Origin of the sequence: Bacillus cereus group sp. MYBK227-1, assembly GCF_051916325.1 — a bacterium.
Taxonomy (GTDB): domain Bacteria; phylum Bacillota; class Bacilli; order Bacillales; family Bacillaceae_G; genus Bacillus_A; species Bacillus_A cereus.
This window is the reverse complement of the sequence record NZ_JBQAGK010000003.1, coordinates 638682-664399: the sequence shown is the minus strand read 5'-3', so window position 1 is coordinate 664399 and position 25718 is coordinate 638682. Positions and strand designations below refer to the sequence as shown.

Below are 25718 nucleotides of genomic sequence, written 5' to 3'. Positions count from 1 at the left end.
TTTTACTTAACTGAAAACATATATTTTTTATACGTTTTCCGTACCGATAGTATGAGCCCCATCATAATCATATTCGAGAATAAGGAACTTCCCCCATACGATAAGAAAGGTAATGCAATACCTTTTACAGGCATTAATCCAACGATCATACCGATGTTTTGGAATATTTGAACTGTTAATATACCGATCGATCCAGCGCATAATAATGTACCAAATAAATTATCAGCGGAATAACCAATAATAATTGTTCGATATAGTAGTAATAGGAACAAGAAGACAACTAAGGCTGCTACGATAAATCCACCTTCTTCGGCAATTGTAGCGAAAATAAAGTCAGTATGCTTCTCTGGGATATAGACGCTTCCTCCCCCAAACCCTTTACCTTCCATTCCTCCACTACCTACAGCTAAAATCGATTGTTGCGTTTGATAACCTTGATCTGCATTTTCAAATGGATTTAACCAACCTACAATACGCGACTGTTGGTGAGGTTTTAGTAAAGTAACTAAATTATTATAGAAAAAATCTTGATACTTAAAGAAAATAAATATTAAAGCAGATAATATGGTCAACGGAATAACTGTACATAATGCTATCAATTTCTTTTGAATACCTGACATAAATAAAATACATGCAATAGCAGCAGCATATAAGAACACCATACCTGTATCAGGTTGACTATATACAACCGCCATAGGTGGAAGTGACACTAGCATAATTTTACCTACTAGCTTTAAATCTGTTTGGAATGTCCTTGCCATATACTGTGCATTATGTTTTACTGCTATACTCGCTACTACAAGTAGCAATGCAATTTTGAAAAACTCAGACGGCTGAATTTGTCCAAATACTGGGAAAACAAACCATCTTTTTGCACCTAATTTTTCAGGTGTAAAACCTGATGGTGGTAATACTTTCAAAAGAATAAGTGAAGCAAACCCGGCAATATAAAGTGGCCAAGACAATTTTTGCAATTGATCTAAGTCGATGCTTGCAACAAGAAGTAACAATACAACCCCAATTATGTAGTTAACACCTTGTTTCATAGCAAAGTTTGCAGCTCCATACTGTCCCGTTTGCTGACTGCTATATATAGCAGCTATACTCGTCACACATAGTGCACACAAAATTAAAATTAATTTTACATCTAAACTTTTTAGAAACTCGGTACTTCTTTTCATGACATCCTCCTGAAACATTGTTACGGCAAAAATAAAAAACCAGGAGTCAACATTCTTCATGTTTTGACGACTGATTACACATTATCTATAAAACACTTATATAGAATAACTCTCTTTTTCATACAATACAATATATTATACTACAGTTTCATCAGTAAGATTTGCCAAAAAAATTATTCTTTTCTTATTTTATATCCATATACCATATATCAGCAATGTATTTTCGTAAATTCCTAATACATAATCGTTTATTGTAAGATTACTGGGAAAGGTATTTATACATATAGTAGGATGTAGATGAAGAAATAAGATAATAAAAAGCTCGCATAAGCGAGCTTTTTATTAATATACAGATGTATTGTTTTCTGACATGTTTTCTAAAATTTCTTTAACACGTCCTAAGAACTTACCACAAATTAAACCATCAAGTACTCGGTGATCAAGTGATAAACATAAGTTAACCATATCACGAGCACCGAACATACCGTTATCCATAATTACTGGGCGTTTTACAATTGATTCAACTTGTAGAATAGCCGCTTGTGGGTAATTAATAATACCCATAGATTGAACAGAACCGAATGATCCTGTGTTATTAATTGTAAATGTTCCACCTTGCATTTCGTCTGCTTTTAACGATTTCGTACGTACTTTTCCTGCAAGTTCTGTAATTTCACGAGCGATACCTTTAATTGTTTTCTCGTCCGCTTGCTTAATTACTGGTACAAATAGTTCTTCCTCTGTTGCAACAGCGATAGAAAGGTTAATATCTTTCTTCTGAACAATTTTATCGCCAGCCCACATTGAATTAATTTGAGGATACTCTTTTAACGCTTGTGCTACTGCTTTTACGAAGAAAGCAAAGAACGTTAAGTTAAAGCCTTCACGCTTCTTAAAGTCACCTTTAATTGAGTTACGGTATGACACAAGGTTTGTCACATCTACTTCAATCATCATCCAAGCATGTGGTGCTTCATGTTTACTACGTAACATGTTTGCTGCGATTGCTTTACGCACACCTGTTACTGGAATTTCGATATCTCCAGGCATTGTAGGTACAGAAACTGGTTTCGCAGCTTCTACTTTTTGCGCTACTGGTGCTGCTTTTGGTGCTTCTGGGCGAGCTTCTACTACTGCCGCTACACCTTCCTCTTTCTTCGCTGCACCTGCTTGCGGAATATTTCCAGATTCCACTAGCTTTAAAATATCTTTACGAGTGATACGGCCGTTTGCTCCCGTACCTTCTACTAGATCTAAATCAACGTTATGCTCACCCGCAAGTTTTAACACAGCTGGTGAAAAACGTGGTTTTCCATCAGTTGGTTGTTTTACTTTCGGTGCTTTTTCAGACGTAGCTACTTCTGCCTTTGGTTCTTCTTTCGTTTTTTCTTCAACAGCTGTTGCTGCTACTTCATCTGCGCCTTCTACTTGAATCACACAAACTACTTCACCTACAGCTAACGTATCACCTTCACCAGCGATTAACTCTTTTACAATCCCCGTGAAAGAAGATGGTACTTCAGCATTTACTTTATCAGTCATTACTTCTGCAAGCGGATCATACTTGTTTACGTGATCGCCAACATTAACGAGCCATTTACTAATTGTGCCCTCTGTAACGCTCTCCCCGAGCTGAGGCATTGTAATATTTTCTACAGCCATGTATAGTCCCCCCGATTAAAATTCCGCAAGTTCACGCATTGCTTTTTCAACTTTATCTGGATTTACCATAAAGAATTTTTCCATTGTTGGTGCATATGGCATTGCTGGAACGTCTGGACCTGCAAGACGTGCGATTGGCGCATCTAAATCAAATAGACAGTTTTCAGCAATAATTGCTGCCACTTCACTCATAATGCTTCCTTCTTTATTGTCTTCTGTTACAAGAAGAACTTTACCTGTTTTAGAAGCTGCTTCAATGATTGCTTCTTTATCTAATGGATATACAGTACGTAAATCAAGAATGTGTGCAGAGATGCCATCTTGTGCTAACTTTTCAGCCGCTTGAAGAGCAAAATGAACACATAATCCGTACGTGATAACTGTAATATCATCACCTTCACGTTTTACATCTGCTTTTCCGATTGGTAATACGTAGTCATCCTCCGGCACTTCACCTTTAATTAAACGATATGCACGTTTATGTTCGAAGAATAATACTGGATCTTCATCACGAATGGCTGCTTTTAATAAGCCTTTTGCATCATATGGTGTAGAAGGGATAACGATTTTTAAACCTGGTTGGTTTGCAAACATCGCTTCTACAGATTGTGAATGATACAATGCACCGTGAACACCCCCGCCAAATGGTGCACGAATTGTAACTGGACAAGTCCAATCATTATTAGAACGATAACGAATTTTTGCTGCCTCAGAAACAATTTGGTTTACTGCTGGCATGATGAAATCAGCAAACTGCATTTCAGCGATTGGACGCATACCATACATTGCCGCACCAATTGCTACCCCAGCAATTGCAGATTCTGCAAGCGGTGCATCAAGCGCACGATCTTCACCAAATTGATCATACAAACCGTGTGTCGCTTTAAACACGCCACCTTTTTTACCAACATCTTCTCCTAAAACGAATACTTTCTCATCGCGTTCCATTTCTTCGCGCATTGCTAATGTAATAGCATCAATATAAGACATTACAGCCATGAAACGTTCCCCCCTATTCTGCGTATACGTGCTTCAATGCATCTTCAGGTGCTGCATACGGAGCATTTTCTGCATATTCTGTTGCTTCATTTACGATATGCATAATTTCGTCTAACATTTGTTTTTCCGATTCCTCAGTTAATACACCAGCTTCTTTTAAATAAGCCGCGAATGTTATAATTGAATCTTTTTTCTTTGCTTCTTCTACTTCTTCTTTATCACGATAAACACGATCATCATCGTCACTAGAATGTGCTGTTAAACGATATGATACTGTTTCAATTAAAGTTGGGCCTTCACCACGACGACCGCGATCTGCTGCTTCTTTTACAGCTTTATATACTGCAAGCGGATCGTTTCCGTCTATTGTATATCCAGGCATACCGTAACCAATCGCACGATCTGATACGTTTTTACATGCTAATTGTTTTTCAACTGGAATAGAGATTGCATATTTGTTATTTTCACACATAAAAATAACAGGTAGTTTGTGTACACCAGCAAAGTTTGCCCCTTCATGGAAGTCACCTTGGTTTGAAGAACCTTCTCCAAATGTAACGAACGTTACTAAATCTTTCTTCTCCATTTTTCCAGCTAATGCAATACCAACTGCATGTGGTACTTGCGTTGTTACTGGAGATGAACCTGTAACAATACGATTTTTCTTTTGACCGAAGTGACCAGGCATTTGACGACCACCAGAGTTTGGATCTCCAGCTTTCGCGAAAGCAGACAACATAAGCTCTTTAGCTGTCATACCAAATGCTAGTACAACACCCATATCACGGTAGTATGGTAATGCATAATCTTTCTCTCTATCAAGAGCGAACGCCGCTCCAACTTGTGCAGCCTCTTGTCCTTGACAAGAAATTACGAATGGAATTTTACCAGCACGGTTTAATAACCACATACGTTCGTCTATTTTACGTGCAAGTAACATCGTACGGAACATTTCTAATACTTGCTCATCACTTAAGCCAAGCTCTTCATGGCGCTTTTCTTTTACTTCTGCCATTTTTCATAACCTCCTAAATCCACATTTTTATGCGTGTAACGCTCTTCCATCTACAGCAAGTGCTGCTTCACCAATCGCCTCAGATAATGATGGATGCGGATGAATTGTATGTGCTACTTCCCAAGGTGTTGCATCAAGTACTCTTGCAAGACCCGCTTCAGAAATCATATCTGTTACATGCGGTCCAATCATATGAACACCAAGAATGTCATTTGTCTCTTCATCAACTACAAGTTTTACGAAACCATCTGATTCTCCGTATACAAGTGCTTTTCCGATTGCGCGGAATGAGAACTTACCTACTTTTAACTTATAGCCTTTTTCTTTCGCTTCTTGTTCTGTTAAACCGACAGAAGCAACTTCCGGACTGCTATATACGCATTTTGATACCATAGAGTAATCGATTGGTGTAACTTCTTTCCCTGCAATATGTTCTACTGCAGCAATTCCTTCGTGAGAAGCAACGTGAGCGAGTTGCAGGCCACCGATTACATCTCCAATTGCGTAAATATGCGATTCTTTCGTTTGATAAAACTCATTTGTTTGAATGTATCCTTTTTCCACAACGATATCTGTGTTCTCTAAGCCAATATTTTGCGTATTCGCTTGTCTTCCTACAGATACAAGCATTTTTTCTGCTTTAAATTCTTTATTTTCACCGTTGTGTTCAGCTTGGATTGTTACTCCATTATCTTTTACCAATGTTTCTGGTAATACTTTTGCACCAGTTACCACTTTAATACCTTTTTTCTTGAATAGACGTTGCATTTCTTTTGAAACGTCTTGATCTTCTAGTGGTAATATCGTTTTCGCATACTCTAATACTGTAACTTCTACACCGAAGTCAGCAAGCATAGATGCCCACTCAATACCGATTACACCGCCACCAACGATAATAATCGAACTAGGAAGCGTTTCCATTTTTAGAGCATGATCTGAAGACATTACGTACTCTCCGTCTAATTCTAAACCTGGTAATGAATTTGGACGAGAACCTGTTGCAATAAGTACATTTTTTGGAATTAACATTTCATTCTCTTCTCCACTTGCAAGTTCAACTGAAATTGTCCCTGGCATCGGAGAGAAAATAGATGGGCCAAGAATACGGCCAATACCTTCAAACACATCAATTTTACCTTGTTTCATTAAATGTTGAACGCCTTTATGAAGCTGCGTTACTATCTTCTCTTTACGCTCTTGTACTTTCGCAAAGTTTAGTTCTACATTGCTTGCAATAACTCCGAACTCTTCGCTTTTTTTAGCAGTTGCATATACTTCCGCACTACGTAAAAGAGCTTTACTAGGAATACATCCTTTGTGTAAACAAGTACCACCAAGATTTTCTTTTTCGACTAGTGCAGTTTTTAACCCTAGTTGTGATGCACGAATTGCAGCAACATATCCACCAGTACCGCCGCCAACGATGACTAAATCATATTCTTTTGCCATTATCTCAACCCCTAGCTACCGTTTCTTTTTCACGTACAACGTATTCTTTTGGAGCTTCTTCTTCACGTAATACACGAAGTGCTCCTTCTGCTAACGCTTCTAACTCATCTTCGCCTGGATGTACGATAACATCTGCAATCCAGTCCACTCGCTCTTTTATTTCATCGACAAGAATTTTACTGTATGCCAGTCCACCAGTTAATACGATTGCATCGATTTTCCCGTGAAGTACAGCGCTAGCTCCGCCAATCTCTTTTGCAACTTGATATGCCATTGCTTTATAAATAAGAGTTGCTTCAGGATCACCTTTTTCAACCATTTGCTCTACTTTAATCGCATCATTTGTACCGATTAAACTTACAAGTCCACCTTGTCCGACAAGTTTTTTAATCATTTCATCACGGTAATACTCACCAGAGAAACACATTTCTACTAGTTGCCCTACTGGTACTGTACCAGCGCGCTCTGGACTAAATGGTCCTTCTCCGTTTAAACCGTTATTCACATCGATTACTCTTCCTTTTTTATGAGCACCAACTGTAATACCGCCACCCATATGTGTAACTAATAAATTTAAATCCTCGTATTTGTGATTTAACTGTTCAGCTACTTTACGAGCAACTGCTTTTTGATTTAATGCATGGAAGATACTTTTGCGTTCCATACCAGCAATGCCACTTATACGAGCAACCGGCTCCATCTCATCTACAACGACAGGATCTACAATGAATGCAGGAATGTTTAATCCAGAAGCAATTTCATATGCTAAAATGCCTCCAAGGTTTGAAGCGTGATGACCGCTAAAGCCATTTTTCAAATCTTCTAACATCGCATCGTTTACTGTATACGTACCGCCTTCGATTGGACGAAGTAATCCACCACGCCCACAAACAGCGTTTAATTTTGAAATGTTAATACCATGAGAATGTAGAACTTCTAAAATCGTTTCTTTTCGAAACTCATATTGGTCGATAATTCTCTTATATTTTCCAATCTGTTCTACGTCATGACGAATCGTTTCTTCTAGAACGGGTCTTTCATTATCAAAAACACCAATTTTTGTGGATGTACTACCTGGGTTAATAACAAGAATTCGATTTACAGACAATGTTGCTACCTCCACTAATAAATTCAAAAGGAAGTGGAAACCTCATAAGAGGTAACCACACCTTTTGTAAAAGTTATATATGAATGATTAGCGACGGCTAATAATATCGTGACCGTTGCGTAAGTAAGTGCTACGAGAATTCTTCAAGCTTGCAATGCGCTCTTCAGCTAGACGATCTGCCGCTACATAAGTTGCTATGCCATCGCGTTTTGAAATTTCGATTACTTTTGCAATCGTGTCATAAATAGACTCAACACGTTTTAGTGCACGTTCTCTATTGTATCCATATAATTCGTCTGCTACGTTAATTACGCCACCTGCATTAATTACATAATCTGGTGCGTATACAATACCCATTTCATGAATGATGTCACCATGACGATCTTCTTTTAATTGGTTATTTGCAGAACCTGCGATTACTTTTGCTTTAAGTTGTGGAATAGTTTCATCATTAACTGTTGCGCCTAGTGCACATGGTGCGTAAATATCGCATTCAACACCGTAAATTTCATTTGGTTCAACTGCTGATGCACCGAATTCTTCTACAGCACGTTGTACAGCTTCTTTATTAATATCTGTAACAATTAATTTTGCTCCTTCAGCGTGTAAATGTTTGCATAGGTGATATGCTACGTTACCAACGCCTTGAACAGCAATTACTTTTCCTTCTAAATTGTCAGTACCGAAAGCTTCTTTTGCAGCTGCTTTCATACCACGGTAAACACCGTATGCCGTTACCGGAGATGGGTTACCAGAAGAACCGAATGATGGTGAGATACCTGTTACAAAGTCAGTTTCTTCATGGATAATATCCATATCATCTACTGTTGTACCAACATCTTCAGCTGTAATGTAACGTCCGTTTAGTCCTTGGATATAACGTCCTAGTGCACGGAACATTGCTTCGCTCTTATCTTTACGAGGATCACCGATAATTACTGTTTTCGCACCACCTAAGTTTAAACCAGCTGCTGCGTTTTTGTATGTCATCCCTTTTGCAAGACGCAATGCATCTTCAATCGCCGCTTCTTCAGAATCATATGTCCACATTCTTGTTCCACCAAGAGCCGGTCCAAGTGTTGTATCATGAATTGCAATAATTGCTTTTAAACCAGATTCTTTATCTTGACAAAATACTACTTGCTCATAATCATATTTTTCTAAGTATTCGAAGATTTCTAATGTCATTGTCGTTTCCCCCTAATGTTTTACCCTTTTTGGTTTATTTTGAAGCAGTCGCAACTGCCAATGCTAATGAATATACTTTTGTTTCTGCTGAATCAGCACGAGATGTTAAAACAATCGGTGCTTTTGCGCCAGCAATCATTGCTCCTACTTTTGCATCCGCAAAGTATACGAGTGATTTATATAGCACATTTCCAGCTTCAATCGTTGGGACGAGTAAAATATCTGCCTTACCTGCTACATCACTTACTATGCCTTTATGCTCTGCTGCAATTTGTGATACTGCATTATCTAAAGCAAGTGGTCCATCAACGATACAATCTTTAATTTGTCCGCGGCGATTCATTTGTGTTAACATCGCTGCATCAATTGTCGCCTGCATCGCTGGATTCACAACTTCTACTGCTGCAATTGGTGCCACTTTTGGCAAGTCGATTCCTATTGCCCGGGCAACTTCTACAGTATTTTGTATAATAGCAGCTTTTTGTGTTACATCAGGTGCGATGTTCATCGCTGCATCTGTAACGAAAATAAGACGATCGTAATTTGGAACTTCAAATGCTGCTACATGTGAAAGTACGCTACCTTTACGTAGGCCCCACTCTTTGTTTAACACAGCCTTCAAAATATTCGCTGTTGGGATGTTCCCCTTCATAAGCACGTCTGCTTCACCATTTCTCACAGCTTTAACAGAAAGTTCTGCAGCCTCTGCACTAGACATTGCTGCAATCACTTCAACATGTTCTGAAGTTTGTAAACCATGTTCTTGTAGCATCCCCATTATTTTTTCTTGATTTCCATATAGACGAAATTGAGCTAACTGTAATTTAATTGCTTTCGCTACAGCTTCAATTACTTCATGATCTTCAGCTACTGCTACAGCTACAGTTTTTTTAGGCTGCCCTGCTGCTTGATCAATTAAGTATTCTAACTTCATATTTTGTAATCAACCCTTTCCGTCGTCCCTCGTCTATTTATAAAGCAAATACCGTGCCAACTTTTAAAAGTGGTCTTACCAATAATGAAAACGCATTCAAAATGCAGTAAAATCAATACTTTGGAAAATAACAAAAGATTCTGTCTTATTTTGTCACTTTTTGTATACCATGCAATAAATTGCACGGTACGCAATTTATTGCATGCTATTTTTTGCATGGTCATACTTTTCTAGCTTGTAATATAAATTTCGAACGGAAATTCCTAACGCTTTTGCAGTTTGCGTTTTATTCCCATCAAATCTCTCCAAATATTCATGAATAATATTCCCTTCAAACTCTGTCACTAAATGTTCAAGTGGCTTTTCTTCTAATTCAGGTAATAAATGAGATTGCTTTGACTCCACCTGCTCTTCGTTATGTAATGGCGGTAAATGGTGTACATCAATATAGGTCTCGTTATAATTCATAAAGATAATAGCTCTTCCCAGAATATTTTCAAGTTCCCTCACATTCCCTGGCCATTCGTATGATTGTAAATATAAAATGGCTGAATCAGTGAGCCCTTCTACATTACGACCGTAATCTTGATTAATTTTTTGAATCAATCTGTCCGCAATTGTCGGTATATCTCCTTTACGTTGACGAAGAGATGGAATTTGAATTGGGATTTTATTTAATCGATAATATAAATCCTCCCTAAACTTCCCTTCTAGAATAGCCTTTTCTAAATTCACATGCGTCGCTGCAATTACTCGAACATTAATAGGTATCGCTTTCGTTCCACCAACTTTTACAATTTCTTTTTCCTGCAGTACACGAAGGAGTTTCGCTTGTGTATTTGCAGATAACTCCCCTATTTCATCTAAAAAAATACTACCGTTATTTGCTTCCTCAAAGAACCCACGTTTCCCGCCTCTTTTCGCTCCAGAAAACGCCCCTTCCTCATAACCAAATAATTCACTTTCTAACAACGTCTCCGAAATGGCCGCACAGTTTACACGGACGAACTTATTGTATTTTCGATTACTTCCATTATGGATTGCATGTGCAAACAATTCTTTACCAGTCCCAGATTCACCGCGTAACAGTACTGTTGCTGGTGTATTTGCTCCTAGCTTCGCCTGTTCGATAGCTGCCGTTGTTTCATCTGAATTCCCGACAATATCATCAAATGAATATTTCGCTTCTAATGTGCGAATAATTTGCCTTGCTCTATTCAATTCATTTGTTAACTTTTGAATTTCCGACACGTCACGGATAACGCCGACGCTTCCTTTCAATATTCCATCCACAATGACTGGTGCCACGTTTACAATTACATCGCGCTTTTTTTGCCCAATCTTCATATGTATTCCGCGCACCGCACGACGCGTTCGAAGTACTTTCATATGCATACTTTCGCCTTCTACAATATCAGTTGTAGCAGGCTTCCCAATAATATCTTCTTCTGTTAAACCCGTTAATTTCGTATATGCCGGGTTAATGACTAAACCTCTTCCTTTTTCATCCACAACCGAAATTGCTTCTTCAGATGAGTTAATAATTGCCTCTAATAGTGTTTGAATTTCCTTTAAATCTGTAACTTCTTCCGCTAAATCTACAACTTCTGTTATATCTTTAAAAATTGCAAATGCCCCTTGTACCTCTCCGCCCTCTTTTAATATCGGTATACGCGTTGTAATAATTTTCTTTCCATTCTCTAATGTTAGTTCATAATTTACTTCTATTTGTTTCGTACGTATAATGCGAAGTAATTTACTAGTTGGAATGACTTCTAAAATATATTTTCCTATCGCCTCTTCTTTTTTATATCCGATAATACGCTCTGCACTTTTATTAAAAAGACGAACTTGTCCCTCTCGATCAATTACGATCATGCCATCATGTGTAGAATTTAAAATTAATTCTCCTTGTTGCGTTTGTTCCTCTAATCGCCCAATTAGCCCTTCCTTCTCATGCGCTAATCCTGTAACAATTTTTGCGATATCACCTGGTATAAGAAGAGTGTCTTTTTTCTTTTTTTCCAATAAAACCTTATGCACATCATCTTCACCTGTCATATCAAATATTACATCGATATGCATAGAAAGAAATGGAGTTACACTTTCTCCAATTGCAATCCCGTATTCCTTAGCAATTTGTAGTCCTTTTGCCAACGGATTTATATCAATAATCCCTATAATTTGAAATATATTCGAACTTTGTAACAGATTCAGCAGTGCGCTCCCGCCTTCACCTGCACCAACAATTAATACTTTTTGTTTCATATATCCCACTTCCTCTCGAAGTAACTCTGCAAATTTTTTCACACTTTTATCTTACTCGTTCAGCACCCTCTTGACAAACCCCCTTTCCCTATAACATCATTAAAATATACGAAATAATCTGAAAAGGAGCGTTATGTATGCAGCGTTACGTTGCTCTACTATTAGCACTCATCCCTATTTCATTAGCTGTGTTTGGTATAAAGTTAATGAGAGATACTGTATTCGGGATTCTATTTCCACCAATCTCTATACTGTGGTTACAATTTTTAATCGGCGCTCTCTGCTTCGGGCTCGGGTTTTATATCTTCGGTGGCTTCGTCTTGCACCGAGACCGTAAACGAAATAAAGTACAAGCTCGCTTTAGAAGATAGGAATGCCCCACTATTTATAAATAAAAAAATGAGACCGTTACACGCGGTCTCATTTTTTTATTGGCATTAACGTTCTTGCCGTTTCAGGGTAATCAGTAATAATCGCCGATATATTCATATCAAAATATTTACGCATAAGCGTTTCTTCATTAATTGTATAAGGGCGAACCTCTACACCACTTTCCATCGTTAGTTCGGCAATAGCATCTTGAAGGTAACGATAATTCGGATGTACTGCTGTAGCCCCCATTTTTTTCGCGTATGCCCACGGACTATGCAAACCTTCGCGATATAAAATTGCTGTTTGAATATCAGGAGCCATCATATGGCACCGTTTCATACTGTAGTGATTAAACGAAGAAAATATAACACGATCCTCTAGACTAAATTTCCGCACAAGCGTTATAACTTCTTCCTCTAAACCTCTGTATGGAATTTTATTATTTTTAAGTTCAATATTAAGTAGCAAACTCGTTTGTTCAAGCCATTCTAATACCTCTTCTAAAAGTGGTATTTTACAAAAACCTACTTTATCACCAAATTTATAACTTGCATCTAACTTGCATAAGTCCTCATATACATAATTCCGAACCGCGCCTTTTCCATTTGTTGTCCGGTCCACCGTTTCATCATGAATGACGACAACTTTTCCATCTTTCGTTAATTGAACATCAAGTTCAATTCCATCCGCTCTAAAAGACTCAGCCGCTTCAAATGAAATCATTGTATTTTCTGGGTACGTTCCAGCCGCACCACGATGTGCAAATATAAGAGTCATCCTCACTCCCCCAATCTTATGCTATACTATACGAAAAAGGAGGTACTTCTATGAGACCATTACAAATCTCTCCAGATACTGCAGTCCGCTTATCAAAAGCACTAGGTGTTCCACTTGAACAACTCATGCATATGCCGCAGCACATTTTAATTCAAAAGCTAGTTGAATTAGAAAAACAAAATAAAGACGAAGAATAATACAGTCCTGTTTTGCAGGACTTTTTATTATTTTCTATTATATCACGGATGCCTTTCCTACTAAAATCCTTTAACAGATGTACTACGATGTGATTTAGCCGTTCCTTCATCATTTAATAATGAATCACATCTTTTCTTTTTTTGTTACACGTCATAAAGAAAGCAGACTATTTATTTATAAGTCCCCATTGCGTTCTAAAAACACGATCATAAAAAAACTAGAAGCCCTTTATATTATTTTTTATTGAACGTGCGGAGCATCCCCTGATTCGTATAGTTCTTTCGCTTTTCCCTCCCCGAATGTAGTTAAAATATAATGTTGCTCTTCTAACGCATCCATTGCTCTAGTTACTTTACAAACGCTATCTTCTTGAGCATCCGAGAAATAATTGTGATCTTCTACAATTTTACTAAAATCTTTTTTCGCCCATCTATCAGCAATTGCTAAAAGTTCATTTTTCTTCGTAAAGCTACTCTTATTTATAATTTCTTTTAATTTTTTAGCATTACTTTGAATCATTGGGATAGAGCCCGATTTTCGTTCTGCCACCACTTTTTGATGAGTCATGCGATGCATCGCTGTAATGACTTCGCTTTCAGTAGAATTTTCAGTAACATACACATCAACAAAGACCCCATCCACCTCTCTACCTACTATTGTTTGGTCTTCTTTTTTATCTATTTGAGCGCTCACTTCTTTATCTACTGGATTATCTGCAAGTTCTAACATTCCAAATGTAACTGCAATAGCAAGAACTCCCATAGCTGCTACTATTCCTAGCCAAGTTGAAATTTTATTTTCCATTCCCCTTCTCCCTATCTATATCTATTTTATTGCCTTATAAAAAACTCACTTACATGTAATATTACTGAAAATAGGTTTTATTTTCCACACTATCAAATAATCTCTTTTTCTCAACAAAATAAAAAGACCAACGAATTATAACATTCATTGGTCTTTCATTAAAAAGTTTATTGGCTTTAAATTTGATATCGAGTATCAATTTCAAGAATTATTAAGCTTTACTAAAGCTTAAATCCCTTACTACTTTTACTCTCAACTAGCTTTATGTTCAAGTCTCAGCTTATCCGCAACCATTGCGATAAACTCAGAGTTCGTAGGTTTTGCTTTTGACATGGATACTGTATAACCGAATAAGGACGAAATAGAATCAATATTCCCACGGCTCCAAGCTACTTCAATTGCGTGACGAATTGCGCGCTCCACACGGCTTGCTGTGGTATTATATTTCTTTGCGATATCTGGATACAATACTTTCGTAATCGATCCTAATAATTCGATATCATTGTATACCATGGAGATTGCTTCTCGTAAATACATATATCCTTTAATATGAGCGGGTACACCAATTTCATGAATGATACTCGTAATACTCGCATCTAAGTTTTTCGGTTTTCCATCTACTGTTGTTGCTGATCGGAATGATGGTAGTGGACGCTTAATCATAGCGTTTGCTTTACCACTCACTTGACGAATATGACTCGTTAAATTCTCCATATCAAATGGTTTTAATATGAAATATGAGGCACCTAAGTCAACTGCTTTTTTCGTCACATCTTCTTGCCCGAATGCTGTCAACATAATTACGCTAGGCTGTTTTAACCTTTCAATATGTCGCATTTTTTCCAATACAGCTAAACCATCTAAGTGTGGCATAATAATGTCTAAAACGAGTACATCAGGTTGCTTATCTGTTAATAAGTTTAAACACTCTTGACCATTATAAGCAGTACCGATTACTTCCATATCATCTTGAGCGGCTACATAGCTCTCTAACATTGATACTAATTCTTTATTATCATCCACAAGACATACTTTAATTTTCTCCACAGCTTTTCCTCCCTTACCGAATCGATTCTCCGACATGTGTATCCTTCTAGGCTACATGAATTGTTCGACAATTGTGTGAAAATTCCCTTTTAAAGTTTCTTACTTTCCGATAAAATCACAAAAAAATATGTTTATCGTTCATTTATTCCCTTTCGCAACACATTCCATCATAGAAATACAACGAAACGTTCAACCCTTTCCTTTTATTTTACAACAAAAAACACCTCTTGCGGAGCTTTTACAAAATTTCAACGAATTTTTCAACAGAAAAAGCGAGCTAATAATATATATTAGCTCGCTTTTTTCTCTTGATCATAAATATTAATTCCAGCTTGATGTAACATCCATTCAATATGAACACCATATCCTGATGTTGGATCATTTACAAATACGTGTGTAACAGCACCAATTACTTTTCCATTTTGTACAATTGGACTTCCACTCATTCCCTGTACGATACCGCCCGTTTTCGCTAATAGACGTTTATCTGTTACTTTTATTACCATACCCTTTGTGGCTGGGAATTTTTGTTGCACTGTACTAACAACTTCAATATCAAACGCTTCTACTTTATCTTGATCAATAACTGTTAATATTTTTGCCGGTCCTTCTTTTACTTGATGAGATAATGCGATAGGCATCGCTTTATCCATTATACCGTTTTTCATATTCGTATTTAATTTTCCAAAAATACCATATGGACTATTAATTGTAATATTGCCAATCACTTCACGGTCTGGTGAGAATCTTGCTAATTTCTCCCCTGGATTCCCATGACTACCTCTTTCAATTGATGTAACTGTCGAGCGCATAATTTGTCCATCTTCGACTTGAATCGGCTTTTTCGTATCATTATCAGAAATAACATGACCAAGTGCCCCATATTTCATAGAATCTGGATGAACAAATGTCATCGTTCCAATTCCAGCTGCCGAATCACGGATATACAAGCCAATTCGATAAGACGATTCACCGTTGTCTTTTTGTGGAGTTAGCTTCGTACGAATATATTTTCCATCTCTTAACAATACAAGATTAAGCGGTTCACCTGTTTCTCCACTATTATGAATAAACGGTGCTACATCACTCATTCTTTCAATTGTTTTACCATTAATTTCAGTAATCATATCTCCAATTTGTACACCTGCTATTTCACCAGGAGATATTTTACCTTTTTCAGTTTGAATTAAATGATGGCCTACAACAAGTACACCTTTTGTATTTAATTTCACACCAATTGATTGTCCACCTGGAATCACTTTAAAATCTTTTAACACTTTCACATTTACTTTTTTCACTGGAAAACCAGCAAGCTGAAATACCATATCAGCTTCACCATTTTGATGAGAATTTACCATAAGTCCTTGTTTTTGTTCATTCGAACTCACTGTAAATACATGACGATTTGTGGATGAAGCTTTGAAAACTGGTAATGATGATATTTCTGATTGTTGTCCTTCAAAAACAACAAGTTGTTTCGGTGATGAAATAAACGTTCGAAGCGGTTTAAAACATCCAATAAAAACTAAAGAAACAAGGAGACAAAGACCTATTATTTTTCGAAATTTTTCTAATTTCAACTTGTTCACTCTCCTCGCTCCTACCCCACATTCAGCCTCTTGGCTTCACTTTTTAATCTCTCCTTGCAGTGCTTTATTTATAACCGGAAGAATTAAGAAATCGTCATTTGAGAAAAAAAGCTATCCATTACTGGATAGCCTCTGCTGTCTGTTTAAAATGATGCGCTTGCGTAAGTAATTCTTTCGCATGCTCTGTCGTTAAATCTGTGATTTCCACACCAGAAATCATTCGAGCTATTTCTGTTACTTTATCCTCCATAGTTAAAACAGTAACCGATGTAATTGTCCGATCATTCGCTACTTGTTTTCGAATAAATAAATGTGAATCTGCCATTGAAGCTACTTGAGGTAAGTGCGTAATACAAAGTACTTGCGAGTTTACTGATACTCGATAAATTTTTTCCGCAATAGCCTGTGCGACCCGGCCACTTACACCCGTATCCACTTCATCAAAAATAACAGATGCAACCCCTTGATGCTTAGAAAAAATGCTTTTTAAAGCTAAAATGATACGAGATAACTCTCCGCCAGATGCAACCTTTGAAAGTGGTTTTAGCGGCTCTCCTGGGTTCGTCGAAATATAAAATTCCACATGATCGTAACCATCCGCCGTAAGTCTTACCGGCGCACCTTCCACAAGGGGCTCTTCTACATTTCCTTCTCTCTTCATAATTCTCACTTCAAATTTCGTTTTTTCCATATATAATTCTTTTAATTCCTGATGAATTGCATTTGTAAGGTGTTCTGCAAGCTCATGACGCATATTACTTAACAACGTTGCTTCTTTCAGAATAACACTTTCTAATTCCTTCAACTGTTTCTTCGTCGTTTCAATATGAACGTCTTTATTTTGAATCGTAAAAATTTCCTGTTCAATTTTATCAGCATACGCTAAAATCTCTTCTACAGTATTTCCATATTTTCTCTTCAGCATACGAATTTCATTCAAACGTGTTTCGATTTCATCTAAACGATTTGGATCATATTCCATCATATCGAGCTTTTCTCTCAGTTGATAGGCAACCTCTTCTAATAAGTAATAGCTATTTGCAATTGAATCATGATTCTCCTGATACACTTCATCTAAATGTGTAATACTTTCCATTTGCCCCATTGCACTTCTTACATTATCTAACCCTTGTCCGTCGGCACTTAACGAACGATATGCATCACCTAACGCTTTATAAATCTTTTCAAAATTAGAAATTTGCAATCGTTCCTCAGTTAATTCATTTTCTTCATCCATCTTTAAATCCGCCTTGCGAATTTCTTCATGCTGAAATTGAATTAAATCTAAGCGATGTGCCATTTGTTGCTCATTTTCACTTAACGATTTCAATTGTTTTTTTAATTTTTCATAGTCAGCGTATACGTTTTGATATATGTCTAATTGTTTAACGATTCGATCCCCATCAAAGTGATCAAGCATAAACAGATGTCGTTCTTCATTCATTAAATCTTGCGTTTCGTGCTGTCCATGAATATCAACAAGTGTTTTCCCAATTTCTTTTAATATGCTAAGTGTAACAAGCTTCCCATTTACACGACATACACTCTTCCCGTTCGCAGCAATATCACGCTTTAAAATAATCATGCCATCTTCTATTTCTATATCTAACTCTTCTGCCTTTTCAATACATGGATGCTTCTCATCTTCAACATAAAATAGCCCTTCAATCTCAGCCTTCTCTGTTCCATATCGAACAAATTCTGCTGACCCACGGCCACCTACAAGTAAACTAATTGCATCAATAATAATCGATTTTCCGGCCCCTGTTTCACCGCTTAAAACCGTTAAACCTTTTTGAAAAGAAATATTTAATGCTTCAATAATAGCAAAGTTTCTAATCGATAATTCCGATAACAATGCCCCATTCACCTCGTTATAAAATAATCCCTTACTAAAGGATTTTCTCAGTTCTTCATTCAAATAATCATGCTATATATTTGTATGTATATACTCTTCTAACCCGCTTCATTGTACCAAACATTTGTTTTACGGGTCAATCCATCTATTTTCTAACTTTATGCAAACAAAATATTATATTACAATTGAAAATTCATATTTTTAACCAATAAAAATATCTTGTTCACTTTCCACTTTACGATGGAAAGCAAACAAGATTTTTTGTTACAACATATTTAAGAAACGATCAGAGACAACACCTGTATCGTCAGGTGTACGGCAAATAATTAAGCAAGTATCATCACCACAGATGGTTCCGATGATCTCATCCCACTCTAAATGATCAATAAGTGCTCCAAGTGAATGAGCGTTACCAGGCAATGTTTTTAGCACAAGCATATGTCCTGCCGTGTCTAATTTTACAAATGAATCCACTAGATTTCGTTTTAATTTTTGTAACGGGTTAAATCGTTGATCTGCTGGCAAGCTATATTTATAGCGCCCATCATGTAATGGCACCTTCACTAAGTGCAGTTCTTTAATATCGCGCGATACTGTTGCTTGCGTTACATTAAATCCCTCATTACGTAAAATATCAACTAATTCATCTTGTGTTTCAATTTCTTTGTTTGCAATAATTTCCCTGATTTTAATATGGCGCTGACCTTTATTCATACATTTGCACCTCACACTATCTCTTACCATAGTTTAAACATTGGTATACTTCACTTATTTATGTTAACTTATAATTCGTTTCTTGTACACAATTGTTTTTACAATCATTATACAATTACAGCAAAAAGAGGAACAACATATGTTATTCCCCTTTCCCTTTTTGTTTTAGAACTTCATGCGCTTCTGTAACAACTTGCTCTATAGAAATCGGAGAATGATTTTCGCCATTCTCACGTTCACCATGCCATTTCAGATGAATTAAAAATTCAATATTACCATCCCCACCCGTAATTGGTGAGAATGTTAAACCTTCCACATCATAGCCTTCTTTTAAAGCAAACTCGACAATCATTTCTACAACAGCTTCATGTACTTTTCTATCACGAACGATACCTTTTTTCCCAACTTGCTCTCTTCCAGCTTCAAACTGCGGTTTAATTAACGCTGCTACATCTCCGTTAGGCATAAGCATTGTTTTTAAAACTGGCAGTATAAGCTTTAATGATATAAATGAAACATCAATACTTGCAAATTGAGGTAAACCACGTTCTAAGTCTGCTGGTGTCACGTAACGGAAGTTTGTTCGTTCCATTACAACAACACGCTCATCTTGACGTAATTTCCACGCTAGTTGATTATATCCTACATCTAATGCATAAGATAATTTCGCTCCATTTTGAAGCGCGCAATCTGTAAAGCCACCAGTTGATGAACCAATATCTATCATAACTTTATCTTGTAAATCAAGATGAAATGTCTCTAATGCCTTTTCAAGTTTATAACCACCACGACTTACATACGGCATAACTTGTCCCTTCACCGTAATCTCAGTATCTTGCGAGATTTTCTCTCCTGGCTTATCAAGTCTCATCTCATTCGCATATACGAGTCCGGCCATAATGGCGCGCTTTGCTTTCTCACGCGTTTCTATAAGTCCTCGCTCTACTAATAGTACATCTACTCTTTCTTTTTTTACGCTCATTTGTTACGCCCTTTTTTGTTTTGATGGAATCATTGTATGAATACGGTCTACAACAGCATCTGTCGTTAAACCAATTTCTTCCAATAATTTTGTTACACTTCCGTGCTCTATGAAGCGGTCTGGAATACCCATTCGTTCAACTAATGCACTATGGTAACCATTTTCAGATGCAAATTCAACTACTCCTGTTCCAAAACCACCGATTAAACAAGCTTCTTCAATCGTTAAAATCGGTATATTCTTTCCTAGAAGATCATGTAAATATGCTTCATCCATTGGTTTAATAAAGCGAGCATTCACTACTTTCACTGAAACCCCAGCTTTTTCAAGACGCTCAGCTGCTTCCATTGCCATTGGTATTGTCGTACCAAACGTTAAAATAGCTGCTTGTGTACCCTCTTTTAACGTCTCCCACGTACCGATTGGAATCGCCTTTAATTCTTCATCCATATGAACGCCAAGTCCATTACCGCGCGCATAACGCAATGCGATTGGTCCATCTTCATATTGCATCGCCGTATAAACTAAATGTTGCCCTTCATTTTCATCTTTCGGCATCATAAGCACCATATTCGGCAAGTGACGTAAGAATGAGATATCAAATACGCCTTGATGCGTTTCACCATCTGCTCCTACTAATCCCGAACGATCTATTCCGATGAAAACATTTAAATTTTGGCGGCATATATCATGAACAACTTGGTCATATGCTCTTTGTAAAAATGTTGAATAAATCGCTAAGAATGGCTTCATTCCTTGCGTTGCCATACCTGCTGCCATTGTTGTAGCATGCTGTTCTGCAATACCTACATCAATCATACGATCTGGGAATTCTTTTTGGAATTTCTCAAGTTTTGATCCCACAGGCATTGCAGGTGTAATTGCTACGATACGCTCATCTGCTCTCGCTAGCTTAAGTACTGTTTCACTAACGACAGCACTCCATGCTGGTGCAACTTCTTTCGGCTTAACGAAGTCACCTGATTCAATTTTATAAGGTCCTGTTCCATGCCAAGTTCCAATAACGTCACTCTCAGCCGGTTTATAACCTTTTCCTTTTTTCGTAATAACATGAACGAGTACTGGGCCTTTTGTTTTCTTTGCATATTGCAACGTTTCGAATAACTTTTCATAATCATGCCCATCGACTGGACCTAAATATGTAAAGCCTAACTCTTCGAAAAAGACACCAGATACTAGTAAATATTTAAGACTATCTTTTATTTTCTCTGCTGTCGCAGCCACTTTCCCGCCAACTGCTGGGATTTTCTTTAATATATACTCTAATTCATCTTTTACCCAGTGATATTTTCCTGCGGTACGTAAACGACCGAGCACATTATGAAGCGCACCAACGTTTGGTGCAATTGACATTTCATTATCATTCAAAATAACAATCATGTCTGTTTTTTCATGTCCAATATGGTTCAATGCCTCTAAAGCCATTCCGCCTGTTAAAGCACCATCTCCAATAATTGGTATAACATATTCTTTCGTTTTCTTTAAATCACGTGCCAGAGCCATTCCCATTGCAGCCGATAACGAAGTCGAGCTATGACCAGTTTCCCATACATCGTGCTCACTCTCACAACGTTTCGGGAAACCACATAGACCTTGATATTGCCTTAATGTACCAAACTCTTTCGCGCGTCCAGTTAAAATTTTATGTACATAGGATTGATGTCCTACATCCCATAAAAATTTATCTTGCGGGCTATCAAATAATTTATGCAGAGCAATTGTGAGTTCTACTACACCTAAATTAGGTGCAATATGTCCACCTGTTTGAGAGAGCTCTTCAATTAAAAACTTACGAATATCCTCACTCAATCCCTCTAGTTCACTGATAGACATATCTTTCAAAAAACTAGGGTTTTGAATTTGCGTTAGATCCACACGGATCACTCACTTTCATTTCATAATCTGTCAACATGTCAAATATTATAAAAAACATTTACACAAAACAAGAAATTCTCTTTTCTATTTTTCGTCTTGTCCCGCTATTAACCAGTCTATTGCGCCTTAATCCTATTATAAACCATATTTCTTTAGGCGATGAAAAAAATAGCCGCTAACACGAAGTGATAACGGCAATGTAATCTACATATATTTTTGCCAATAACAAGAAAAGAAAAACCTTTTCCTACATTTATATCATAAAATGATGAATGACTCAACAAATGAAAACGCTGTTATATTAGTTATTACGTTTTGCAATCAAATCGCAAATAGATAGTAAATATTCATCTTGTAATTGCAAGGAGCTAATCGCACCTTTTGCTTCTGCAATTGTTTCTTCTAAAATATCCTTTGCTCTATCTACAGTAAACAACGTCGTATATGTGCTCTTTTCATTAGAAAGATCACTACCAATCGGTTTTCCAATCTCTTCTTCAGTTCCTTCGACATCTAAAATATCATCTCGAATTTGGAAAGCTAGACCGATATATTTGGCAAACGTAAGCAACTTTTCTTCTTGCTCTTCTGTCGCATCAGAAAGTATCGCACCCGCAAGTACAGCAAATTCAAGTAGTTTTCCGGTCTTATGTTTATGGATGTACTCCAATTCATCAATCGTAAGGCGTTTCCCTTCCGCTTCCATATCTGCCACTTGTCCGCCAACCATTCCTTCTGGTCCTGCTGCTTTTGCGAGTTCAAGTACAAGTCTTACTTTTTTTTCAGCAGAAATTTCTTTTTGCTCATATGCCATAATAACTTGAAAAGCGTATGTCAATAAGCCATCTCCTGCTAAAACTGCCATCGCTTCACCAAATACTTTGTGATTTGTGGGCTTTCCTCTTCTTAAATCATCATCATCCATACAAGGTAAATCATCATGAACTAACGAATATGTATGAATCATTTCAAGAGCACAAGCTGCACCTACTCCAAGATTTCTTTCTTTCCCAAACGCTTGTAATGTTGCAAACAAAAGTAACGGGCGGAGACGTTTTCCACCCGCTTCCAAAGAATATGCCATCGCTTCACGAAGTACATTTGGACATTGTAATCCATTTGCATAGCTTACAAGTTTTTCTTCTACGAAAGTTTTACTTTCTTTCAAAAAAGTATCAAAAGCAATCGTCACTATGCTTCATCTCCTAAAGCAGTAAACGGTTCAAGCTCTCCATCTTCCCCAAGAATAACTGCCATTTGTTCTTGTACATTCTTCAACTTCTCATCACAAAGCTTAGATAATTCCATACCTTCTTTAAAATAAGAAATCGCTTCTTCTAAAGGTACGTCACCTTGTTCTAGCTTAGAAACAAGATGCTCAAGTTGCGAAATTGCCTCTTCAAAGCTTAATTTATTTTCCATTATTCAATTCACGCTCCTCTATGCCTGATACGCTACAATCTAGTATTCCATCTTGTAATTGAACTGAAACAGCATCTCCAAGGCTTACATCTTTCACACTTTTTAACACTTGCTTCTCTTCATCATATACAAGCCCGTACCCTCTCATCATTACTTTAAGCGGACTTAACGCTTCAAGTTTTTGAGCAGCTCTTACAAAGGCAAATTCTTTCGTTTGAAGTAACGTTTGCATTTCACGTTGTAATTGCTTTTGCAACGTTTCCACAGCTACCTTCGTTTGCATAATTTTTTGAGATGGGTGGTGCTTCTCTAAATAAAATGAAAGTTGCTTTAACTGATTCACCTTTTTATCAATATAGCGCTCTTTCGCTAAAACAAGCTGTTCTAGCGCTCTATCTAATTGCTCTTCCTTTTGCTCATATACTTGTCTTGGATAACGGAACGCATACGATTTTTGCAACACTTGTAGTTTTTCTTCTTTTTTATGTACTAACTCTCTCATTGCTCTTTGCAATCTCAGAGTTCTTTGTAATACCTTTTCTTGTAACTCTATAATGTTAGGTGCTGCCAACTCAGCTGCTGCGGTCGGTGTTGGCGCGCGTAAATCTGCAACAAAATCTGCAATTGTAAAATCTGTTTCATGGCCTACTGCCGAAATAATAGGAATTTCACTCTTAAAGATTGCTCTTGCAACCATTTCCTCATTGAAAGCCCATAATTCCTCAATAGAACCTCCACCACGACCAACGATTAGTACATCTATCTCTCCCATTTCATTCGCTGTACGAATCGCTTGTACAATCGAGGGAGCCGCTGACTCCCCTTGTACAAGTACCGGAAATACAATAACATTCCCAATTGGATAACGACGTTTAATCGTTGTTATAATATCACGAATCGCTGCTCCTGTTGGCGACGTAATCACACCTATTGTTTTAGCGTAAGGAGGAATCGCTTTTTTATAAACTTGAGAAAAAAGTCCTTCCTCTTCTAAACGAACTTTTAACTGTTCGTACGCTAAATGTAAATTTCCGACTCCGTCAGGCTGCATGTCTTGAATATAAATTTGATAAGAACCACTCGCCTCGTAAACAGAGATTTTTCCTTTCACGAGTACCTTCATCCCATTTTCAGGTTTGAATTTAATATTACGATTATGGCCCGCAAACATAACCGCTGCGATTCTTGCATTTTCATCTTTCAATGTAAAATACATGTGGCCACGGCTATGATTTTTAAAGTTGGAAATTTCACCTTTTAACCAAACAGACTGCAAATGCGGATCATATTCTATTTTTGTTTTTATATAGCGTGTTAACGCTGTAACGGTTAAATATTGCTTCTCCATTTCTCTCTCCTCATAGCCGACTCAAATTATTTACAAACGACACCTGCACGTTTGGCAGATTCAACAGTATTATGAAGAAGCATTGTGATTGTCATTGGACCAACACCCTTTGGCACAGGTGTAATGTAACCCGCAACATCTAACACGTTGTCAAAGTCAACATCACCACAAAGTTTTCCTGTTTCTAAACGGTTAACACCAACGTCAATTACAACCGCCCCTTCTTTAATATAATCCGCTGTTATCATTTTAGGTCGTCCAACAGCTACGATTAAAATATCAGCTAACTTCGATAACTCTTTCATATTTTGCGTCTTAGAATGACAATATGTGACAGTGGCATTTTCATTTAAAAACAATTGCCCCACTGGTTTACCGACAATATTACTTCTTCCAATTACTACTACATGTTTTCCAGAAATATCAAGATTTGTTTCTTTTACTAATTCTACAATACCATGCGGTGTACATGGAAGGAATGTATCTTGTCCCGTCATCATACGTCCCACGCTGATTGGGTGAAATCCGTCTACATCCTTTTCTGGTGAAATTCTTTCAATGATAGCTTTTTCTTCAATATGTTTTGGTAAAGGTAATTGCACTAATATGCCATTAATACGGTCATCGCCATTTAAGCGATCGATTTCAGCAAGCAAACGTTCCTCAGTAATTGTTTCAGGAAGTTCAATTAGCTCTGAGTAAATCCCTACTTGTTCACAGCCTTTTTCTTTTCCTTTCACATAAGAACGAGATGCTGGATCTTCTCCAACTAAAATAACTGCTAATCCTGGTACAATACCTTGCTCTTTCAACTTCACAACTTCTTCTGTTAATTGTGCTCGTTTTTTCTCCGCAACTTCATTTCCTTTGATGATTACTGCTACCATTTTAAGATTCCCCCTTAAAG

At 37.2% G+C, this 25718-nt stretch carries 23 protein-coding genes; 2 read left to right on the top strand and 21 right to left on the bottom strand.

All coding sequences use genetic code 11. The features are described from left to right. Nucleotides 1-2 precede the first annotated feature (2 nt). The 9 genes from ACTFRM_RS16775 to ACTFRM_RS16735 all read right to left on the bottom strand — a co-directional run bounded on the left by ACTFRM_RS16775 (nt 3) and on the right by ACTFRM_RS16735 (nt 11804). Complete coding sequence (locus tag ACTFRM_RS16775) at nt 3-1181, bottom strand: FtsW/RodA/SpoVE family cell cycle protein (RefSeq protein ID WP_000831181.1); 1179 nt, start codon at nt 1179-1181, stop codon at nt 3-5. Between the two features lie 342 nt (nt 1182-1523). Continuing rightward, nucleotides 1524-2843, bottom strand: coding sequence for a dihydrolipoamide acetyltransferase family protein (locus tag ACTFRM_RS16770; RefSeq protein WP_173600455.1), 1320 nt, complete (start codon nt 2841-2843; stop codon nt 1524-1526). 15 nt (nt 2844-2858) lie between these two features. Beyond that, entirely contained in the window at nt 2859-3842 is a 984-nt protein-coding gene (gene bfmBAB, locus ACTFRM_RS16765; protein WP_000290071.1) for a 3-methyl-2-oxobutanoate dehydrogenase subunit beta, read from the bottom strand. A gap of 13 nt (nt 3843-3855) precedes the next feature. Further along, nucleotides 3856-4857, bottom strand: a complete 1002-nt coding sequence (gene bfmBAA / locus ACTFRM_RS16760) for a 3-methyl-2-oxobutanoate dehydrogenase subunit alpha (RefSeq protein ID WP_000852551.1) — start codon at nt 4855-4857, stop codon at nt 3856-3858. A gap of 27 nt (nt 4858-4884) precedes the next feature. Continuing rightward, nucleotides 4885-6306, bottom strand: a complete 1422-nt coding sequence (gene lpdA / locus ACTFRM_RS16755; protein WP_001051289.1) for a dihydrolipoyl dehydrogenase — start codon at nt 6304-6306, stop codon at nt 4885-4887. Nucleotides 6307-6310: 4 nt separating this feature from the next. Further along, entirely contained in the window at nt 6311-7414 is a 1104-nt protein-coding gene (gene buk / locus ACTFRM_RS16750) for a butyrate kinase (RefSeq protein WP_000115781.1), read from the bottom strand. A gap of 87 nt (nt 7415-7501) precedes the next feature. Next, nucleotides 7502-8602 carry a leucine dehydrogenase gene (locus ACTFRM_RS16745; protein WP_000171355.1) on the bottom strand — a complete coding sequence of 367 codons (1101 nt, stop codon included), beginning with the start codon at nt 8600-8602 and terminating at the stop codon, nt 7502-7504. 34 nt (nt 8603-8636) lie between these two features. Next, complete coding sequence (yqiS, locus tag ACTFRM_RS16740; RefSeq protein WP_000764677.1) at nt 8637-9536, bottom strand: phosphate butyryltransferase; 900 nt, start codon at nt 9534-9536, stop codon at nt 8637-8639. A gap of 195 nt (nt 9537-9731) precedes the next feature. Further along, complete coding sequence (locus ACTFRM_RS16735) at nt 9732-11804, bottom strand: sigma-54 interaction domain-containing protein (RefSeq protein WP_033666632.1); 2073 nt, start codon at nt 11802-11804, stop codon at nt 9732-9734. A gap of 137 nt (nt 11805-11941) precedes the next feature. Here ACTFRM_RS16735 and ACTFRM_RS16730 point away from each other — a divergent pair, with 137 nt between their 5' ends. Further along, nucleotides 11942-12175 (top strand): DUF2627 domain-containing protein, encoded by a 234-nt coding sequence (locus tag ACTFRM_RS16730; RefSeq protein WP_001190211.1) that lies wholly within the window; start codon nt 11942-11944, stop codon nt 12173-12175. A gap of 49 nt (nt 12176-12224) precedes the next feature. Here the strand turns inward: ACTFRM_RS16730 and ACTFRM_RS16725 are convergent, their stop codons facing one another. Continuing rightward, nucleotides 12225-12953, bottom strand: coding sequence for a glycerophosphodiester phosphodiesterase (locus ACTFRM_RS16725; RefSeq protein WP_000172583.1), 729 nt, complete (start codon nt 12951-12953; stop codon nt 12225-12227). A gap of 50 nt (nt 12954-13003) precedes the next feature. On the opposite strand from ACTFRM_RS16725, the gene ACTFRM_RS16720 reads away from it, so the two are divergent. Continuing rightward, nucleotides 13004-13150, top strand: a complete 147-nt coding sequence (locus ACTFRM_RS16720) for a YycC family protein (protein WP_001247671.1) — start codon at nt 13004-13006, stop codon at nt 13148-13150. 241 nt (nt 13151-13391) lie between these two features. On the opposite strand, the gene ACTFRM_RS16715 is transcribed toward ACTFRM_RS16720, so the two are convergent. From ACTFRM_RS16715 to folD, 11 genes are all read right to left on the bottom strand, one after another. Then, nucleotides 13392-13955 carry a PRK06770 family protein gene (locus ACTFRM_RS16715; protein WP_000428230.1) on the bottom strand — a complete coding sequence of 188 codons (564 nt, stop codon included), beginning with the start codon at nt 13953-13955 and terminating at the stop codon, nt 13392-13394. A 252-nt stretch (nt 13956-14207) separates the two neighbouring features. Continuing rightward, nucleotides 14208-15002, bottom strand: coding sequence for a sporulation transcription factor Spo0A (gene spo0A / locus ACTFRM_RS16710; protein ID WP_011110369.1), 795 nt, complete (start codon nt 15000-15002; stop codon nt 14208-14210). 290 nt (nt 15003-15292) lie between these two features. Beyond that, the gene (gene spoIVB / locus ACTFRM_RS16705) at nt 15293-16591 is read right to left on the bottom strand and encodes a SpoIVB peptidase (protein ID WP_002024767.1); all 1299 of its coding nucleotides are present in this window, start codon (nt 16589-16591) and stop codon (nt 15293-15295) included. 118 nt (nt 16592-16709) lie between these two features. Further along, the gene (gene recN, locus ACTFRM_RS16700; protein WP_173600456.1) at nt 16710-18449 is read right to left on the bottom strand and encodes a DNA repair protein RecN; all 1740 of its coding nucleotides are present in this window, start codon (nt 18447-18449) and stop codon (nt 16710-16712) included. A 264-nt stretch (nt 18450-18713) separates the two neighbouring features. Then, complete coding sequence (argR, locus tag ACTFRM_RS16695) at nt 18714-19163, bottom strand: arginine repressor ArgR (protein ID WP_001032580.1); 450 nt, start codon at nt 19161-19163, stop codon at nt 18714-18716. Between the two features lie 142 nt (nt 19164-19305). Continuing rightward, complete coding sequence (locus ACTFRM_RS16690; protein ID WP_000111875.1) at nt 19306-20145, bottom strand: TlyA family rRNA (cytidine-2'-O)-methyltransferase; 840 nt, start codon at nt 20143-20145, stop codon at nt 19306-19308. Between the two features lie 3 nt (nt 20146-20148). After that, nucleotides 20149-22041, bottom strand: a complete 1893-nt coding sequence (gene dxs, locus ACTFRM_RS16685) for a 1-deoxy-D-xylulose-5-phosphate synthase (RefSeq protein ID WP_000366452.1) — start codon at nt 22039-22041, stop codon at nt 20149-20151. A gap of 301 nt (nt 22042-22342) precedes the next feature. Beyond that, nucleotides 22343-23233, bottom strand: coding sequence for a (2E,6E)-farnesyl diphosphate synthase (gene ispA / locus ACTFRM_RS16680; protein WP_000150380.1), 891 nt, complete (start codon nt 23231-23233; stop codon nt 22343-22345). After that, nucleotides 23233-23463, bottom strand: a complete 231-nt coding sequence (xseB, locus tag ACTFRM_RS16675; RefSeq protein WP_000428423.1) for an exodeoxyribonuclease VII small subunit — start codon at nt 23461-23463, stop codon at nt 23233-23235. Before xseB ends, ispA begins: the two co-directional genes overlap by 1 nt. Continuing rightward, nucleotides 23453-24811 (bottom strand): exodeoxyribonuclease VII large subunit, encoded by a 1359-nt coding sequence (gene xseA, locus ACTFRM_RS16670; protein WP_000415249.1) that lies wholly within the window; start codon nt 24809-24811, stop codon nt 23453-23455. The genes xseB and xseA overlap by 11 nt, the downstream gene beginning before the upstream one ends. Before the next feature lie 26 nt (nt 24812-24837). Then, nucleotides 24838-25698 carry a bifunctional methylenetetrahydrofolate dehydrogenase/methenyltetrahydrofolate cyclohydrolase FolD gene (folD, locus tag ACTFRM_RS16665; protein WP_000226732.1) on the bottom strand — a complete coding sequence of 287 codons (861 nt, stop codon included), beginning with the start codon at nt 25696-25698 and terminating at the stop codon, nt 24838-24840. Between the last annotated feature and the right edge of the window lie 20 nt (nt 25699-25718).